This window comes from Bacillus sp. AFS037270 (assembly GCF_002585305.1).
On sequence record NZ_NUNF01000021.1, the window covers coordinates 23675 to 39922 of the forward strand.

Here is a 16248-nt window from a genome sequence, read left to right on the forward strand (position 1 = left end):
ATTTTCAGAGATTGTTTGAAAATAACCGGTAATATTCACTTAGCCATAAGGATGAGTGTTTACTTTCTTTTGCCGAGTGGGCAAACTTTTTTATTCTTCTTCTAAATGGAGTTACTTGTCTTTCTTAAATAACACGCTAGTTGCAGTTTAAGAATGTCTTCTGTATCCGTCAGAGAAATGTTCAGGATTTCTTCAATTTTTTTAAGTCTTTTATATAAAGTATTAACATGAATATGAAGCAATTGTGCAGTTTTTCCCGGTGTTCGGTCATTTTCCATATATACAAGCAGTGTTTGTTCTAGCATTAAGCTTTGATCATTTTCTGTTTGAAGCGGAAGGAAGACTTCATTAATAAATGCATTTAATTCTTCATTCGGATGATTAATAAACAGGCGGTTAATGCCAATTTCTTCAAAGTTCATGATACCCGTTAATCTTTTCGATACAAGATAGGTGATGGCCTTGTCAGCTTCCGTATAGCTTTTTTGGATTGAATTAAGCTCTTGATAGGATGAACCTACCCCGATTTTTATGTCCCCCTCATATAAGTACTTCCAGCTCGTTTGAATGTTTTTAAGATTACTTAACAGATAGTTTTTCTGGCTATGAGTTGAAAATTGACAAAGCATCGTAATTTTATTCCGATATCCAAAAATGATTGGAGTATAATCATGAAAACGCTCTTTGATGAGTGAGATAAGTTTATGGACTTGTATATGTGTAAACTGGATATCCATGTGTGATGGAATATGAATTAAAATGACTAGATTATTAGATGCTAGATCAAGACCAAGTTCAACTGCTTTTTGTGTTAATAAATAATTTTCTTTACATTGCAGAAAATCATGAAATAAATCATGGGTTTTTTGATAATAGGACTCAGTCAGTGTGTGTTTTCGGATCATTTCCAATGCAATGATTGAACTAGCTTGTTCTAAAATCATTTTATCTAAAGGCAATAGATCTCCTTCATTCACTTCTACAATGATCAAACCAAAAGGTACATCAATAGCTATTATGGGATGAATATATAAAAGCTTTTCCTGTCCTGAAACTTGTAAAAAATGAAAAGAAGGGTCTTGGCAGTGGGTAATGATTCTCTTTAACTCGTTCGGAAACTCTGACAACCATTCACCAGGACTTGAAAACAGTTGATCCTCAGAAAAATCAAAGATGATCAACGGCTTATGGATCAGTTTAAATAATTCATTAACGATGAATTTCAACCCTTTACTTTGGAGGGATATTTTAATAAAGGTGTCATGGATTCTATCACGTTGGACGAGCAGCTGATTATGTTTCTTAAGATCATGGAACAATTTTGAATTTTTAAGAGCAATCGAAACTTGGTCAGAGAAACTTTCTAGCAATTGCTGATCCTCTTTTGTCAAAAGGGAAGTGAGACCATTCTGATAAATAATCAACACACATAAAGTTTGTTCTTCCACCTTTATTGGTACTGAAATAATCGATTGCACTGTCTCAAATTGATAGGAATTAAGCAGGTGTTGAAGATTTTCAGATGACATCGTTGCTGATTCTCTGAGAATATCATCCATCGTTGTCAATCTAATCGATTGATTTGTTTGAAACGTTTTTCCAATGATGCCTTCCCCAATGTTCATCTTCATATTTTTTATTTCTTCGCTCGGCCCTCCAGCCCATGCCTTAGGAATTAGTTTGCCTAAATCACCGTCATACATCCACAATACCCCCATATCCGCAATGGGAATAACAGATAAAGCATTTTCAAGGATTTTTGTTAACAGGAAGTCTAAATCTTCTAAAATAGATATATCACGGATACTTTCTATAAGTTTGTTCCGAATATGTTTCTCTCTTTCTAGCATTAATTGTAAGTAATATAGGTCCACAAGTAATGTAAGGTGTTCCACGTCACTGCTTTCCAACGTTTTAGCTCCTGCCGTTCTCAGAACTATGGTGGAGTGACCAGGGTAGTGGAAATAAGTCTCGTTATATTCCGAATTAGCTATAATTGTATTATTACCTTGGATCGTTGGGGAAGGAGTCTTATCATTGAATTGATAAGAAAAAACGCGAGAAAAATCTAATCCATTAATACTATGCCATAACTGATAACTAGAAAGACGACATTGTTTTATCAAATACCGTTGAATCGTCATCAATGAGTCCATATGAATCCTCCTATTACGAGTGGATAAATCTACACTGATTTTACATCAACTATGTAGATTTGAACATTGTATAAATAGTCAGAATTTTTTATATTTAATATAACATCACATAAATTTGATAGGGGGTATTGTATGGTAACGAAGGTACAGCAAAATTGGAAGTATGTCATTATTACCATGCTTTTTCTTGGATGGTCACTAGGAAATTTTGATCGCTTTATTATGAATTATGCTATTTTAGGTATTTCTAAAGATTTACATTTAGGTGCAACCGAGACTGGGATTGTTTTAAGTAGTTTCTTTGCCGGGTATGCCATCATGCAGATTCCCGGTGGATGGCTGGCCGATCGATTCGGTTTCCGGAAAATTATTATTACCGCTTTGCTGGCATGGTCCATTTTTACCGTCTTAACAGGCTTTGCATGGTCATTATTATCGATGATTCTAATACGCTTTCTCTTTGGTATTGGGGAAGGAAGCTTCTTTCCATCCGCATCAAAAGGTATCGCAGGTTGGTTTCCGATTAATGAGCGCAGTCGCGCGATGTCAATCATGCTCTCATCGGGAACGATCATGGGAGTTTTGACTCCGATTGTCGGAACACATCTAATCCAAGGCATTGGGTGGAGAATGATTTTTCACGCGGTTGGTGTATTAGGAATTGTGATTACCTTATTGTTTGTTTTCTTTCTTAAGGAACAATCCAGGTCTAGTGTGAGTCGAGAGAAGACCACTAGTGAAAAGAAACAGCCTTTAAAAGCTGTATTGAAGACACCAATGATCTGGAATTTGTTTATCGCCTATTTCAGTATCTATGCCGTGAACTGGGGTTTAACCTCATGGATGCCTACCTACTTAGTCCAAGTAAAAGGGCTTGATTTGACATCGGTTGGTTATTTATCAGCTATTCCTCCTCTTGTCGGTGTTCTAGCAATGTTTTTAAGCGGATATGTCTTAGATAAATTACCTGAAGGAAAGGACAAGCTGTTGGCAGCCATTTTTGCTTTAATTTCAGCAGTTTCGCTCCTCCTTATGGCTTTTGCGCCTAACATTACAATGTTTGTAATCTATCAAAGTATAATTACGGTTTTATTTTCTTTCAATATTATTCTGATTACCTCTGTCCCTCTGAAAATTCTCCCTGAAGAAGTGGTGGGGACGGCAAATGGCTTTATAAATACAGGTGCGCAGTTTGCTGGTGTCCTAACACCGATGTTCATTGGGTTTTTAGTAGATGCCTTTGCTGGTTCATACAATGCAGCATTTATTATGTTGGTCATATTCGCCCTTTTATGTGCAGGTTCTTTATTTACGATTCGTCAGAAAAAAACAATTGAACTATCTAGTCAACATGTAGGTTAGGAGATGGAAGAATTGAGTTTAACGGAGAAAATTTCACAAATCATTGAGAGTAAACGATCCCTATTTACAAATGTCAGTGATCAAATCTGGGAATTTGCAGAAACACGGTTTGAAGAATTCCATTCGGCTGATTTACTATGTCAAACCCTAATCAATGAAGGGTTTTCTGTCACCAGGGGAGTGGCAGGGTTGGAAACTGGCTTTATTGGTTCATTTGGCAAGGGGTCTCCAATCATTGCGATCCTTGGTGAATTCGATGCTTTAGCTGGGCTAAGTCAGCAAGCAGGCAGCAAAGGTTTTAACCCGGTATCAGTGAATGGAAACGGACATGGGTGTGGGCATAATCTTTTAGGGGTTGGTGCACTCTCGGCAGCTATTGCTGTTAAAGAATATTTGGAAGAGAACCAATTAACAGGAACCGTAAGATATTATGGATGTCCGGCAGAAGAAAGCGGGTATGGCAAAACTTTTATGGCAAGGGATGGGCTTTTTAAGGATGTAGATGTGGCTTTCTCATGGCATCCAGCAACAGTGAACGCTGTCATGCATTCCACCTCAAATGCCGTCATTCATGCAGATTTTAAGTTTTTCGGAAGAAGTGCTCATGCTGGTGCGGCGCCACACCTTGGCAGAAGTGCCCTTGATGCTGTTGAACTGATGAACGTGGGTGTCAATTATATGAGAGAGCATATGGTGGACGAGGCCCGCATCCATTATGCGGTAACAAATACAGGTGGATTAGCACCAAATGTGGTTCAATCGGAGGCCGAGGTGACCTATTTAATTCGAGCACCGAAGCCTGATCAGGTAAGAGATTTATTTGAAAGAGTGGTCGATTGCGGACGAGGTGCCGCCCTGATGACACAAACGAAAATGGAGTTTAACATCCAAGGATCCTGTCATAATTTGATTCCGAACCTGACACTTGAAAAAGTCATGCAGCAACATATGCAAGAATTAGGGTTTCCAAGTCTAACAGATTCGAGTATCGATTTTGCACAAGCCATGTATGCTACACTCACAGAGGAAGAGAAACAAAGCGCAGCAGTGGCTGTTGGGAAAGACATGGCCAGAAGGTTAGCTGAAAGACCAATCGCCGATTTTATTGTTCCTTTTTCCGAACAAGTAAGTTTTATGAGTGGATCGACGGATGTAGCTGATGTAAGCTGGAATGTTCCCACTGCACAATGTGTGACGTCGACTTGGGCTTTTGGTACCCCGTTCCATACGTGGCAGGTCGTCGCTCAAGGGAAAGAAGAGTATGCGCACGATGCGATGTTACTTGCGGGAAAAGCAATTGCTTGTACAGCGATTTCGGCACTCGAGAATCCCGAACTGATTGAAAGCGCCAAAAAAGAATTAACAGAAACGCTCGATGGAGAAACTTATGAATCACTCATTCCTTTGGAATTGGTGCCACCGAAAATGATGCTAGCAAGCAAATGATCATTTTGTATGAATTTTGAATTCCAATCACTTTTGCCCTTCTACTATAAAGGTAGAAGGGCAAAATATTGATAGGTGTAAATATTAGTGACCACGAGGAAAGGAGTGCACTATATGTCCTTTACTTCTTTACGAGAATTAATTGAACTGGCAGAAAAAGAAAATACCACTATCGCTGAGATCATGTTAAAAACAGAAGAAGAACAAAATGGGATCCCTAAGCATCAATTATTGGGAAAAATGGCTGAGCAATTGGGCGTAATGGAGGAAGCCGTCCGAAAAGGGACGGAAAGTCCTGTGATGTCTCGGACCGGTTTGACAGGTGGAGATGGCTATCGTATGAATCTTTATGCTCAAAAAGGGATCTCCTTTGTCCATCCCAAAACATTAGATACCCTTTCCTACGCGCTGAGTGTGTCTGAAGTAAATGCCGCCATGGGGAGGATTGTTGCCACACCAACGGCAGGTTCGGCAGGCATATTGCCGGGAGTTCTGATTCATGCCCTTGAAAGTGGAAGATTTAAACGAGAAGAGATTGTCCTTTCGATGTTTACGGCCTCTGCACTGGGATTAGTCATTGCTAATAAGGCATCCATATCTGGAGCGGCAGGCGGATGTCAGGCAGAGGTTGGTTCTGCAACCGCGATGGCAGCAGGTACACTGGTTGAATTAGCAGGGGGAACACCGTCACAGGTCGGAAACGCCGTAGGGATTGCATTGAAAAATTCTTTAGGGCTGGTTTGCGATCCTGTCGCAGGACTGGTAGAAATCCCTTGCATTATCAGAAATGGACTACATGCCATAACCGCCCAAGCGGCAGCTGATATGGCGTTAGCTGGTGTAAATAGCTTGATCCCGCCTGATGAAGTCATTTATGTGATGCATGAAGTAGGACAACAAATGCCCGAATCATTAAGGGAAACAGGAATAGGAGGGCTTGCAGGAACTCCAACTGGCAAGAAACTCATGGGACAGGTGTTTAATAAGAAAACAGGAAGTCAGCCGGCAAAATATCAAAGTGCATATGATATCATTGGCCCAATTATGGTCGGTCCCTCAAGTTCTCATACAGCGGGTGCCGTTCGAATCGGCAGTATTGCCAATCAGGTATTAAACGAAAAACCTGTCCATGTGAAGTTTTCCTTAATGGGCTCTTTTGCGGAAACGTATGAAGGACATGGTACCGATGTAGCTTTATTAGCTGGGGTACTCGGGTTATCAACGAGTGATGAAAATGTCCCTCATGCAAAAAAGTTAGCTGAGCAGAATGGGTTGTCATACGAATTTACAAAAAGAATCCTGGGAAGTTACCATCCAAATACGGTTCTAATTGAATTGGAAGGGGAAACGAGGAGTATAAAGATATTGGCGAGTTCACTGGGCGGTGGAAAGGTGGAGGTTCAAGAATTGGATGATTATCCGTTAAAATTCTCGGGTGAGCGGCCAACACTTGTAATCCGTCACATCGACAAACAAGGATTTCTTGCGGAATTATCTAATATCCTTGATAAACATGGGTTTAACATCGCGCGACTGGGTCTTGAACGGTCTAAAAAAGGTGGACCAGCAATTACCATTTGCGAGGTGGATGAAAGGTCCGTTACCGATATCATTCCAATTTTGAAAAATGAACTAGAAATTTTAGAAGATATTCTTTTAGTTCATTTACCTTAAGTCAGTGTGCCTGAAATGACAAAAACCAAATAATGCTAGTTACTAGATTTACTTATGGAGGAGGGCATTACCTCCTCCGTAAGTAAATCTTTTTTTTGTAAAGGCAGTTTACGAATCGTTGTAGGGCATGTAACAGTTATTGGTTGAAAAAACTTGAAACCCTAACCTCTGTAAACACTATCACATGTTCCAGGTTTTGGTTCATAATAACAATGATTTTTAAATTGACCAGATTGTGGTTGACCGTACCATGTAGGAGGGCATGGAGCATGTGGATTAAAATACCAAAGGGCATATTTTCCAGGGTGTTGTCTCCAATAATCCAAATTCTGTTTTGCTAATCTTCTTTCAGCAGTTCTCGCTCTTTGATAAAATACATTTCCTTTTTGAACAGCTTCAAAGGAAAAATTTCCTCCTTGTACTTGATAAATAACTTGGTTAATTGTTCTTAACCCTTTAAAGTCTAAACAATTTGCTACAAGACGATTAACAATTACGTTTCCAACATATAACATTCCCAGTTTTCCTTCACCTTCGGCTTCTGCCCTCATCATCCTTGCCATTAAGTTAACGTCCGAAGTTCGATAATTTGCTCTTGGCATTTTTTCACCTCCAAAAATATAGTATAAAAAAAAGCCTACATGTAGACTTTTTCAAATAAAATCACCTTTCATGCTAGTCCAAAAGACCAGAAGCCTGCGGAACAAATGTCCTTCATAAACGAGATGAAGACCCCAAGAAGAAAGTGTCCTTCATAAGTAGATGATGACCAAATGAACCGATATTACGGCCACTCTTATCGGTCAGAACCAAGGCGAATAAACTCCTTCAGGGGATCAGACTATCGTTTTTTTTCATTACCCTTAAGCCCAACCTTTTAGAAATCACTCGCCAGAAAGGAAAAAGCCAATAAAAATATGTTTAACGATATAATAAATTCTAATTATCCCTTATAATAGTATTAGAGAAATTTGTAAAAAGGAGAATACATAGTCAACTTTGAAAGGGGATACATAATTTTGAATGCAAAATATCTAGATTTACTCGCCCAAAAATATGATAGTGCTGAAAAAGTAGCAACAGAAATTATTAATCTCGAATCCATCTTAAATCTACCAAAGGGGACTGAACATTTTGTTAGCGATTTACATGGTGAATATCAAGCCTTTCAACATGTGTTAAGAAATGGTTCAGGGAAGGTTAAAGAGAAAATTAATGACTTGTTTCAATATATCTTAACGGAAAACCAAAGGAATGAATTTGCAACATTAATTTATTATCCAGAAGAAAAACTTCAGTTAATAAAAAATCATTTTTATAATGAACTAGAATTAAATCAATGGTATGCAGAAATGATTGAGCGGATGATTATGCTCATCTCTTTTGCCTCCTCTAAATATACACGCTCTAAGTTACGGAAAGCTTTGCCGAATCAGTTTGTCTATATCATTGAAGAGCTGCTTTACAAAAAAAATGATTCCACTAATAAGGATGATTACTATTCAAAAATTGTCCAACAGATTATCTCTTTAGGACAGGCCGATAAGCTAATCATAGGTCTTGCCTATACGACACAGAGGTTAGTTGTCGACCATCTTCATGTAGTGGGGGATATTTACGACCGTGGACCCGAGCCAGATAAAATTATGGAAACATTGATCGGTTACCATTCAGTAGATATTCAGTGGGGAAACCACGATGTCCTATGGCTGGGTGCCTTTGCTGGATCAAAGGTATGTCTGGCAAATATTATTCGTATTTGTGCGAGATACGACAATTTGGATATTATTGAAGACGTATATGGAATCAATCTTAGACCATTACTTAATCTAGCAGAAAAGTACTATGGGGACAATCCAGTATTTAGACCTAAGGTCCATTCCGATAAAAGTCCATCTGATCATGAACAACTGCAAATTACAAAAATTCATCAAGCAATCGCCATGATTCAATTTAAACTGGAAATCCCGATCATCAAGAGGCGCCCGTATTTTAATATGTCAGAAAGACTTTTACTTGAGAAAATTGATTATGAAAAGAACGAAATAACGATACACGGGAAAACCTACCCTCTAGTAAATAGTTGCTTTGCAACTGTTAATCCAGAGCAGCCTGATCAATTACTAGATGAGGAAGAACAAGTGATAGAAAAATTGTTATTTTCCGTGCAGCATTCCGAAAAGCTAGCTAGGCATATGAAATTTCTAATGAAAAAAGGCAGCCTTTATTTGAAATATAACGGTAACTTGTTAATTCATGGCTGCATTCCTTTAGATGAAGAAGGAAATATGGAAAAAATGACGATTGAGAATAAAACGTATGCAGGCCGTGAATTACTTGATACGTTTGAATATAATTTACGTTATTCCTTTGATCACCCGGAAATGACTGATGACCTTGCAACAGATATGGTTTGGTATTTATGGACCGGAGAATATTCATCCCTCTTTGGAAAAAGAGAGATGACCACTTTTGAAAGGTACTTTATTAAGGAGAAGGAAACGCATAAGGAGAAAAAGAACCCTTATTATTACTTACGTGAAAATGAAGAAATTTGTAAAAAATTACTTGCTGAATTTGATCTCGACCCTGAGCAGGGGCATATTATCAACGGCCATACGCCAGTAAAAGAAATTGAGGGAGAAAATCCCATCAAAGCGAGTGGAAGAATGATAGTCATCGATGGTGGTTTCTCAAAACCCTATCAATCTGTAACAGGTATAGCAGGGTATACACTACTTTATAATTCCTACGGTATGCAATTGGTTGCTCATAAACAGTTCCATTCCAAAGAAGATGTCTTATGTGACGGTACGGATGTATTATCTGTAAAAAGAGTAGTAGATAAAGAGTTGGTGAGAAAAAAGGTAAGAGAAACGAATATTGGTAAAGAACTATTACAGGAAATTGAAATTTTAAATAGCTTGAGGGAATATCGTTATATGAATTAACAAAAAGGTAATAAAAATAAAGCACATAAAAAATCCATCCTTGTGAGTTAGAAGGATGGATTTAACCATATTTAAAATGAGGCAATGGACTTCAAGAAAAAGCAGGTAGTGGGCGGGTAAAAGCTCAAGTACCTGTTTTTTTTTATTGGGAAAAAGCATGAACCTACGAGACCATGACAAGGAGGCATCAAGGATGTCTCTCGTTTTTACTTTTTACATATTTTGTTACATACACTTGAAGAACATCTGTTAAAAAATAGTAACGTTTTCAAAGTAAATAACGAATGAATTGAGAAAAATATTAAATAATGTTCGCCTTTTGTGTGAAAATATCACTTGAACGATTTGTAGATATGGGTTAATATAAGCAAAAAACAAACAATAAGGGGTTGTGTGAAATGTTTGGTATCCAGACAAAGAAAGTGTTGTTACTCGGTTCTGGTGAGCTTGGTAAAGAGACGATCATCGAGGCACAGCGGTTAGGACTTGAGACCATAGCTGTAGATAGATATGAAAACGCTCCGGCAATGCAGGTGGCCCATCGTTCCTATGTGGTGGGCATGCTCGATGGAGAAGAACTTCGCAGAGTGATAGAACAAGAGAAGCCGGATTTGGTAGTTCCTGAAATTGAGGCAATCGCAACAGAAACCTTAATCGACCTTGAAAACGAAGGATTCCGTATTGTACCGACTGCTAAAGCAGTGAACTTGACCATGGATAGGGAAGGAATCCGACGCTTGGCAAGCGAAGAACTAGGGATTCCTACAGCAAAATATGCTTTTGCGAACACATTAGAGGAATTAAGGGATGCTGTAGAGGAAATCGGGATTCCATGCGTGATTAAACCAATCATGAGTTCATCTGGTAAAGGGCAAACCGTTTGCCGTTCGATAGAGGATGTAGAATGGTCTTGGAACGAGGCTATTTTAGGTGGAAGAGGCAAAAAAACTCGGGTGATTGTCGAGGAATTTATCCATTTTGAATCGGAAATTACACTACTAACAGTCCGTTCCATTTCAGGAACAACCTACTGTGCTCCAATCGGACATGTCCAAAAAGATGGTGACTATATTGAATCCTGGCAGCCGCATGACATGTCAACTGAACAAATCGCAAAAGCACAGGATATCGCCAAAAAAATCACCGATGCTCTTGGCGGGTACGGAATTTTTGGAGTTGAATTATTTCTTTCTCCACAAGGTGTTTATTTTAGTGAAGTATCACCACGGCCTCATGATACGGGGATGGTTACAATGGTAACACAGGACCTATCGGAATTTGCCTTACATGTAAGAGCAATTTTAGGCTACCCGATTCCATCTGTTCAGCTATTGAAACCAGGTGCAAGTCATACGATTAAAGCAACGAAGGAAAGTAATACCTACCGAATAGCTGGAATTTCTGAAAGCTTATCCATCCCAGATACACAGATAAGGGTCTTTGGAAAGCCGGTAACAAAAGTGGGACGACGTATGGCAGTAGTGTTAAGCAGCGGAGAATCAGTCGAAGAAGCAAGGCAGCGAGCCGCAGTAGCAGCTAGCAAAATGATGGTTACTCACGACTAAGTACGATTTGAAATCAACTCACAGCTTGGAAATACAACATGAAAAAGGGGACGGAAGGATGCAAACAAAAAATCGGTGGTTGATCGCTCTTTCAGCCGTTGGAATTCATATTTCAATTGGTTCAGTTTATGCCTGGAGTGTTTTTACAAAACCGCTACAAGAACAGATGGGATGGGGATTGAAGCAAATTTCGTTTACGTTTAGCTTGGCGATTCTATTTTTAGGGTTATCAGCCGCTTTTTTAGGGCACTTTGTCGAGAAGTTTGGACCGAGAGCGGCTGGTATACTTAGCGCTCTATTTTTTGGAGTTGGAATTGCTGGGGCAGGTTTAGCCATTCATTTAGAATCATTGCTATTACTCTATTTATTTTATGGTATGATTGCAGGAATTGGCTTGGGGGTTGGTTACATCACACCTGTTTCCACGCTGGTAAAGTGGTTCCCTGACAGGAGAGGTCTCGCAACTGGACTAGCCATCATGGGATTTGGTTTTGCTTCATTGGTAAGTAGTCCGATTATGAATCATTTAATCGAAACATATGGCATTTCAAACACTTTCTATATTCTTGGTTCTGCCTACTTCATTATCATCTTTTGTTCTGCACAGTATCTTGCGCCGCCAAAAGAGGGATGGCTCCCTAAGGGCCTAGAAGCTGCAGCCCAAAAGTCCGGTACGATGAAAATGAAAGAAGACCTCCGTCAGTTGACCGCCAATGAGGCAGTCAGAACAAGACAGTTTTGGGCCTTGTGGTTGATGCTTTTTATCAATATTACCTGTGGAATCGCGATTCTTTCGGTTGCCTCTCCAATGGCTCAAGAGTTAGCAGGGATGTCGGCTGCCGGAGCAGCGGCAATGGTTGGAATCATGGGGTTATTTAACGGTTCAGGAAGGATTGCTTGGGCGACCATTTCCGATTACATCGGAAGGCCAAATGTTTACACGCTATTTTTTGCTTTTCAAATCGTTGCCTTTTTTAGTCTGCCAAATATAACAGTTGGAATTCTGTTTTCTATTATTGTTTATATGATAATGACTTGTTATGGAGGAGGATTTGCCTCTATACCTGCCTTTATCGGCGATTTATTCGGAACAAAGCAGCTTGGGGCCATTCATGGCTACATTTTGACTGCCTGGGCTGCAGCTGGTCTAGTGGGTCCAATCTTTGTATCCTGGGTCAGGGAGACCACTGGAAGCTATCAGGGGACTTTAGTCATTTTTTCAGGGATATTTGTAATAGCGCTAGCCGTTTCACTCCTCATTCGTCTAGATATTAGAAAATTAAGGACGAAGAGCGAAAATCAAATCATTAAAAAAGCGGGTAATTTTTAACGTTCAAATCGGTTTTCCATGTTAATCACATAAAAAAATGCACATTAAACCAGGGATCACACCAAAATGGTGTGGTCCCTTCTTTTTCATTTGCAACACATCTATTTCATCCAAGTTTCACAATCGATAATGATGCAGCATTTATACTTCTGTTCTGTAAAATAGGTAATAAGGTGTCTGTAGCAGCTCCTATATTTTTAAGCTCAATGGTGGCCTTTTTGGGTATATGGATAATTGCTTGTCCTACAAGCATTAGCGTAGCATTATTCACTTGCCTTGTTATCCCAAAGTTGGTTAGATGATCAGGAACCAAAGAATGATTTAAGAAAATACCATATATCGAAGTTGAAGCAGGACCATCGATTAGCAAAGTATATTCAATCTTATAGTCTCCCGATTTTAAAACAGTTAAAGTACCATCATGCCGGGAAAATCTTATATTTTTTAAAGAGCCATGTTCGTTAAAGTGGATATTCTCATTTGGTTTTACGAGTATAGGCTCCGTTCCTACCAGAGTAACATAACCATAGGCCGCTGAGGATTTCTCCCAATTTTGATCCGACACTTTCAAATCACCACCTTTTCCAAATACTAATATATGATATTGGAGAATGTAAGAAATGATTGTACGTTAATGAAACTTGAGATTTCTTTATTACATTTGTGTGTTGGCCTCTATGTCCTTTATGAACGTATTAAGTGAAAGTGAATAGGATGTTTCAATCTTTCAGCCTTTTTAAATTCCCCACTGCTTATGTCACTATTTAATCTTCTATGATTAATCTCTTTCTCAATAGAAATAATGATAATAATGAAGAAAAATTGTTGGGCGGTACAAAATGCATTTATTTCATGCCTTGTTATTTTTACTTGCAGCTATTAGATGGGGAGATTGGAAAAATTGGAGGAGGTATTACCCTACCATCTTATTTTTTATTAGTGGCGACCTTTTAAAGAACACTTTATCCCATAACTTGCTGAAATAAGGGGAGTTTATGAATATAACCATCATCTCATCCATCACTTTATTAATTCTCATTTCTTTTTGTGTTACACCAAAAAAACTGCATATTTTTGAAATAATATTTATTTGGCTTGTCGTGTGGCTGCTCATGCACCCGTTATCTTGGATCATATACGTGAATTTAACTTGGATAAAAGTATCGACGAAAATAGGGGATTTTTGGACTTATGCCTTTGATAGATTAATTCTTTTTCCGCTTTTGATTGTTCTTTTTTTTGAGGCTTCGTTGAGATTCAATCGAAAAGCAGCAAAATGTATCATTCTTTTCGTGGCAATATTAATTTTAATGCTTAATGAATATGTTTTGCTCAAAATGGAAGTTCTTCATGAGGTAAAGTGGAATATTGTCTCTTCTTTTATTGAAAAGTCCTTTATTCTACTCGTTTCTTATTTTTTATGGATGAAATTTAGGGAAAAATTTAGTTAAGAGGAGTTTTGGTACCCATGTTTTTATACTTACCGAAACACTTTGATCAAAATGAATGGTTCATTAGCATTGTTCTGGTTGTGAGTATTTTTTTGGTGAGGCTGCCTAAAAAAATGCCTACCGAAGTTTCATACTTAATTGTCCTATTAAGTATGGCCATTCCGAACATCATCGACCATAGCATTGCTGCCATATCTCCTTATGATGTATATCGAATCAATGATTCGGAGAAGTATGAAGTGTTTGATATTGTATTAAGCGGCATCTATGCTCCGTTTGGGTATCTTTGTGTGTATTTTTATGAATGGTTTAGACCGAAGAGAATGAAGATTGTCTTGTATATTTTAAGTTGGTCCCTCTTTGCGATTTGTTTTGAATTTGTCATAGTAAGATTACATATCTTTACTTATCACGGTTGGAAATTGGTGTATTCTTTCCCCACCTATTTGATAGTTATTTCTTTAGTCTTATCCTATTATGAGTTCCTTCTTTTCCACCACAAGAAAAAGGTTGGAAATCGAACTTCATTATAAAACACTTAAGTTCTATTTGTAGGGTTTTCTTTAGAAAATTCTTTTTCTCTTTAAGAAAACCGTCAGTATTAAGAGAATTTTTATATACCATTTTTGTGGGCAAAATGGCTAGAATGAAGTTGCAGAGGAGATAAACGTTGTTTACTTTTCACGTGATGTATTAATCATAGAAAGAGCTGCCAATGGGCCTGCTCTTTCCCAATGACTCTTTTATAAATGGTACTTTGTTTTCTTTTGAATCTATTGAGATTTTTTTATCAACGTTTTTTTGCATTTTTTGTTATTGAGAAATAAAAAGGAATTTCAATACGTTGATTGAATAGAAAAGACAGGAGGTGATTACTAATACAAGGCAATCACCTTTTCTTATTGAACTAAACCAGCTAATTGTTTATTAACATTTTTCATTAAAAAATCAAAATAACTCATAAGATAGTGCAATTTTCTTAAGAGCTTTCATTGCCATTTCTTTTGAAGTAATTTATGAATAATCGCACTTGTAAAAGAGCCTAATACAGCACTTCCTGCAATGTCAGAAGGATAATGATGTCCTACCCAAATTCGTGACAATCCCGTTAAAAAAGAAAACCCCAACATAATAGATCCAAGGATGCGTTGATTAAAGAGGACTATTGTTGAAACGGCGAAAGTTAGTAGAGTGTGTTTACTTGGAAAGGACGAATCGAATTTAGAAGGGGTAAGTATACCTACTCTCCCTTCTATAAATGGACGGGGCTTAAAATAAAATAACTTAATTATAAAATGCAAGAATAACGAAATCATGATAGACACGACTGCTTCAATAGTTACATTCTTTTTTTTAAAAAACAAAATCACTAAAATAATAAAGAAAACAAATTTCATCTTTTTGGAAATAAGTATCATTAATTTATCTATTATTAAATGACGTCCGGAAAGCAAATTTATTAAATGAAATAGTTTAACATCCAAGCTTATTCACCTCTGTTTACTGGATGGTTTTGGATAAATTGATAAATAACTTGATTCAATTTACTTGCTGCTTTTGTTGGGACCTGATGTTTAATGCCTTCAACAAAGGTTATTTCATTTTGAGGTAGTTTCGTATGTAGTTGTTGTGCATAACGATAAAATGTTTTATCTTTTCCACCATAAATGAGGGAAATTGGCATAGTAATGTTCTCTAGTTGATCGGAAATGTTATAGTTCAAACTGTAATCATAGTATTGCAAGATGTTTCTAGCATCACCTTTTTTTGCTTCTAGTAACATCTTGTCGAATAACTCTTTTGTATTTGAATTGCTATTGGATACTGACCGAGCTAAAGCAGGCAATGCCCCAATCTTTACAAGGTTTTTAGCAAGGCGTATTCTGTTTTTTAGACGCCAGTCACTTACCTCAGACATTCCACTAATAATGATTCCACCTAAAGCACGCTCTTTTGATGTTGATAACAAAAATTCCAATAGGATAGATGCTCCTGTTGAATATCCGCATAAAAAGGCTTGCTTAATATCCAAATGGTCCATTAGTTTTTTTATATCCTCAACGATTAGTGGATAGGTAACAGGTTTTCTTGAAAAAGGACTCCTTCCATGTCCTCGTATATCAAAGGTGATAACCTGAAAATAACGAGATAGTCCTTCTAACTGGTATATGAAATTTATAGAAGTTAGAACGGGTGGATGTATACATATGATTGGAATCCCTTTACCTTTAACCGTGTAGTAAAGGGTACTCTCATCAACTTCGAGGATAGGCATTTTATCACCTCAATAAATAAAACCGTGCTTTCATTTAT

12 protein-coding genes are annotated in these 16248 nt (G+C 37.8%); 7 read left to right on the plus strand and 5 right to left on the minus strand.

Annotation, left to right across the window (positions count from 1 at the left end; translation table 11 throughout):
- Positions 1-101: 101 nt before the first annotated feature.
- Positions 102-2156 (minus strand): helix-turn-helix domain-containing protein, encoded by a 2055-nt coding sequence (locus COD92_RS11455; protein ID WP_098527900.1) that lies wholly within the window; start codon positions 2154-2156, stop codon positions 102-104.
- A 132-nt stretch (positions 2157-2288) separates the two neighbouring features.
- Between COD92_RS11455 and COD92_RS11460 the strand changes: the two genes are divergently transcribed.
- The 3 genes from COD92_RS11460 (at position 2289) to sdaAA (ending at position 6638) form a co-directional block, all read left to right on the plus strand.
- Positions 2289-3518: an MFS transporter gene (locus COD92_RS11460; RefSeq protein WP_098527901.1), complete on the plus strand. Its 1230-nt coding sequence runs from the start codon at positions 2289-2291 to the stop codon at positions 3516-3518.
- Positions 3519-3530: 12 nt separating this feature from the next.
- Positions 3531-4964, plus strand: a complete 1434-nt coding sequence (locus COD92_RS11465) for a M20 family metallopeptidase (protein ID WP_098527902.1) — start codon at positions 3531-3533, stop codon at positions 4962-4964.
- A gap of 114 nt (positions 4965-5078) precedes the next feature.
- A complete protein-coding gene (gene sdaAA / locus COD92_RS33320; RefSeq protein WP_098527903.1) occupies positions 5079-6638 on the plus strand; it encodes an L-serine ammonia-lyase, iron-sulfur-dependent, subunit alpha in 1560 nt (519 codons plus the stop codon).
- Between the two features lie 161 nt (positions 6639-6799).
- Here the strand turns inward: sdaAA and COD92_RS11475 are convergent, their stop codons facing one another.
- On the minus strand, positions 6800-7240 hold the full coding sequence (locus tag COD92_RS11475) for a cell wall hydrolase (protein WP_098527904.1): 441 nt from the start codon (positions 7238-7240) through the stop codon (positions 6800-6802).
- Positions 7241-7657: 417 nt separating this feature from the next.
- Between COD92_RS11475 and COD92_RS11480 the strand changes: the two genes are divergently transcribed.
- From COD92_RS11480 to COD92_RS11490, 3 genes are all read left to right on the plus strand, one after another.
- Positions 7658-9589 carry a fructose-1,6-bisphosphatase gene (locus COD92_RS11480; protein ID WP_098527905.1) on the plus strand — a complete coding sequence of 644 codons (1932 nt, stop codon included), beginning with the start codon at positions 7658-7660 and terminating at the stop codon, positions 9587-9589.
- Between the two features lie 398 nt (positions 9590-9987).
- The gene (purT, locus tag COD92_RS11485) at positions 9988-11154 is read left to right on the plus strand and encodes a phosphoribosylglycinamide formyltransferase 2 (RefSeq protein WP_098527906.1); all 1167 of its coding nucleotides are present in this window, start codon (positions 9988-9990) and stop codon (positions 11152-11154) included.
- Positions 11155-11212: 58 nt separating this feature from the next.
- Positions 11213-12484 carry an L-lactate MFS transporter gene (locus COD92_RS11490; protein ID WP_098527907.1) on the plus strand — a complete coding sequence of 424 codons (1272 nt, stop codon included), beginning with the start codon at positions 11213-11215 and terminating at the stop codon, positions 12482-12484.
- A gap of 106 nt (positions 12485-12590) precedes the next feature.
- Here COD92_RS11490 and COD92_RS11495 read toward each other — a convergent pair whose 3' ends face one another.
- Positions 12591-13049 carry a hypothetical protein gene (locus tag COD92_RS11495; protein ID WP_098527908.1) on the minus strand — a complete coding sequence of 153 codons (459 nt, stop codon included), beginning with the start codon at positions 13047-13049 and terminating at the stop codon, positions 12591-12593.
- A gap of 903 nt (positions 13050-13952) precedes the next feature.
- On the opposite strand from COD92_RS11495, the gene COD92_RS11505 reads away from it, so the two are divergent.
- A complete protein-coding gene (locus COD92_RS11505; RefSeq protein WP_098527910.1) occupies positions 13953-14468 on the plus strand; it encodes a hypothetical protein in 516 nt (171 codons plus the stop codon).
- 456 nt (positions 14469-14924) lie between these two features.
- Here COD92_RS11505 and COD92_RS11510 read toward each other — a convergent pair whose 3' ends face one another.
- Together COD92_RS11510 and COD92_RS11515 are read right to left on the minus strand one after the other, a co-directional pair.
- Entirely contained in the window at positions 14925-15419 is a 495-nt protein-coding gene (locus COD92_RS11510; protein ID WP_098527911.1) for an undecaprenyl-diphosphatase, read from the minus strand.
- Positions 15420-15421: 2 nt separating this feature from the next.
- Positions 15422-16210 (minus strand): alpha/beta fold hydrolase, encoded by a 789-nt coding sequence (locus COD92_RS11515; protein ID WP_098527912.1) that lies wholly within the window; start codon positions 16208-16210, stop codon positions 15422-15424.
- Positions 16211-16248 lie beyond the last annotated feature (38 nt).